Raw genomic sequence first — 2,515 nt, 5'->3', positions numbered from 1 at the left:
GGACGATACGATGGCCCACCGCCACGGGCAGGCGCCCCTCGAGCCGATCCAGTATGGCGTTCAGGGCCTTGGCATGGTCGGCGCCGGGCAGCGCCTGGGTGAAGCTGTCACCGGCGCTGTTCTTGCCCTTGAGCCGCGCCTGGGGCGTGCCCAGGCGTTCTGCCAGGCCGGCCAGGCGCGGCGTCTCGGGAGTGGAATCGATCAGCGCGTACTTGATCGAGGAGGAGCCGCAGTTGATCACCAGCACCGGTGCGTTCATATGAGCCTTCTTCGTGTTGTGACGACGTGAAACGTCGTGGCGACGAGGGAAGTCCGCCTCCCTGGCGTCAGCGTATTAGACGTTAGTATATCATTTCGATCGTTCGTCGATCAGCGCTTAAGTGCGTGGATCAACCGTGTAAAATGGCCGTTCCTGACCTCTTGTAAACTCGACGCGAGCCGATCCAACGCCATGTCCGCATCTGCCCCTTCCGCGCTGCCCCGCCCGCTGGCGATCGCCCTGCTGCTGACCGTGGGCAGCATGTTCGCGGCCAACCACGTTTCGGCGCGTCTGGCCTTCGACAACGGCACGGGGCTTTTGTTGGCCATTCTGACGCGTTCCGGCGTTGCGTGCGTGATCCTGCTCATGCTGGTGGCCCTTCAACGCAAGCGCCTGTGGCTTCCGCGCGGCACCTGGCCCTGGCAACTGACGGTGGGGCTATTGATCACCGTGCAGAGTTTGAGCCTCTACTCGGCGGTGGCACGGCTTCCCGTGGTCATCGCGCTGCTGCTGGTCAATACCTTTCCCATTCAGCTGGCGCTCTTGAGCTGGGCGCTGGGCGGGCCGCGGCCCACGCTTCGCCAGTGCCTGGTGATGGGTACCATCCTGGTGGGGCTTCTCGTGGTTCTCGACATTCCCGCCTGGCTCTCCCAGCCCGAGGCCATGGGCCCGGAGTGGCTCGCCGGGATCGGTTTCGGGCTGATCGCCGCCTTCGTGTTCGCAAGCGCGCTGTGGATCACCGAACACCGCTTGGCTGGGGTGGGCAGCACGCTTCGCAGCCTGCTCACCATGCAGACGGTGTTCTTCGCCATGATAGCGGGAGCGGTGCTGGGCGCGGTGCCCGGCGGCATGGACCTGCCCGGGAACGCGGCGGGCTGGACGGGGCTCGGGCTTCTGGCGCTATTGTATGGCGCGGGATTTTCGACGCTGTTCATCTTCGTGCCGCGGCTCGACATGGCGCGCAACGCCCCGGTCATGAACATCGAACCGGTGGCCTCGCTGGTGTTCGGTTATTTCGTGTTGGGTCAGATGCTCGGGCCGGTTCAACTGCTGGGTGGGGCGGTAGTGGTCGGGGGGATCGTGATGCTCGGTCTTTCCCGGGTGCGCTGAGGATTTGCGTTTTCGAGCGTCTTGGGCCACACTTGGTCGGCGTAAGGAAACACTGTTTTTTAACTGAGGTTACCCCTATGAAGATGACCGTCCTGTCACTCACCTCCGCGGCCCTGTTGCTCGGCTCGGGTGCTTTCGCGGCATCCGCTCAGGCGCAGCAATCCTTTGGCTACCCGGAAGGCTACATCGGCGGCGATGCCATGTTCTGGAACCTGGACCCGGACCGTGGCTCCTCGCGCGACGACGTAGGCCTGCGCCTTCGCGGCGGCGCCCAGTTCAACGACTACTTCGCGCTGGAAGGTCACCTGGGTACCGGCGGCTCCGACGGCGGCGCCAAGCTCGACTACCTGGCCGGCGTCTACGCCAAGGGTATCGCGCCCATCGCCCCCAACGTTCGCCTCTACGGCCTGGCGGGCATGACCGAGGTCGATTTCGACATCGACCGTGAAAGCGGCTTCTCCTACGGCGCCGGTGCCGAGGTGGACATCGCCCCCAACGTCGCCGTGGGCGCCGACTACATGCGCTATCTCGACAAGTCCGACTACGACTTCGACGCCGCAAGCGTCGGCCTGCGCTACCGGTTCTGATTCGCGAGCGTTCGTGGTCCAAGGCCCCGCCCAGTGCGGGGCTTTTTCGTATAGGCGCTATGAAAGTTTGGACAATGGAATCAAGGGCAGTGGAATTAAGGGGCAATGGGGGGCTTTATTGTTAGCTTGCTAATTGTTTGTTAGACTAACGTATCAACCCCGATGAAGCCGGCCCCGCCGAGTTTTGAACGAGTGCCCCGTATGACCCCCGATCAGCGCTTTACCCGCTGGGTAAGGGTGGCCCTGGCCGCCTTTGCCCTCTTGTTCGTCTATTTCCTCATCGCCGACAGCTTCATGCCGATCACGCCGGAAGCACGCATCCTGCGTCCGGTCACGCGCATCGCGCCGGAACTGAGCGCGCCGGTGAGCGAAGTGGTGGTGCGCGATCACCAGCAGGTCGCCAAAGGGGATGTGCTGTTTCGCCTCAAGGCCGACCCGTTCGAGATCGCCGTGGCGGACGCCGAGCTCAAGGTGGAGCAGGCCGAGCAGGAGAATGCGCGCCTGAATGCCGAGCTCGCCGCCGCCCGCGCCGCCTTGGCGGCAGCACAGGCCACCGCAC

At 64.3% G+C, this 2,515-nt stretch carries 3 protein-coding genes and 1 pseudogene; 3 read left to right on the top strand and 1 reads right to left on the bottom strand.

From position 1 onward, the window contains the following. Positions 1-259 (bottom strand): annotated as a pseudogene (locus BIS11_RS15010) (acetate kinase); the annotation flags it as partial. Between the two features lie 192 nt (positions 260-451). Here BIS11_RS15010 and BIS11_RS15005 point away from each other — a divergent pair. From BIS11_RS15005 to BIS11_RS14995, 3 genes are all read left to right on the top strand, one after another. Beyond that, positions 452-1,369: an EamA family transporter gene (locus tag BIS11_RS15005; RefSeq protein ID WP_253420153.1), complete on the top strand. Its 918-nt coding sequence runs from the start codon at positions 452-454 to the stop codon at positions 1,367-1,369. Positions 1,370-1,446: 77 nt separating this feature from the next. Continuing rightward, on the top strand, positions 1,447-1,956 hold the full coding sequence (locus BIS11_RS15000; protein WP_253420154.1) for a porin family protein: 510 nt from the start codon (positions 1,447-1,449) through the stop codon (positions 1,954-1,956). 201 nt (positions 1,957-2,157) lie between these two features. After that, the coding region (locus BIS11_RS14995) for a biotin/lipoyl-binding protein (RefSeq protein ID WP_253586427.1) at positions 2,158-2,515 on the top strand (358 nt) is incomplete at its 3' end.

The sequence above is a fragment of the Halomonas sp. 707D4 genome, assembly GCF_024158685.1.
Taxonomy (GTDB): domain Bacteria; phylum Pseudomonadota; class Gammaproteobacteria; order Pseudomonadales; family Halomonadaceae; genus Vreelandella.
Note: the sequence above shows the minus strand (reverse complement) of the source record. Positions and strands in the feature narration are given on the sequence as shown.

Coding starts and splice junctions, on each gene's coding strand:
- BIS11_RS15005 (WP_253420153.1), top strand. CDS start 452: ATGTCCGCATCTGCCCCTTCCGCGCTGCCCCGCCCGCTGGCGATCGCC.
- BIS11_RS15000 (WP_253420154.1), top strand. CDS start 1,447: ATGAAGATGACCGTCCTGTCACTCACCTCCGCGGCCCTGTTGCTCGGC.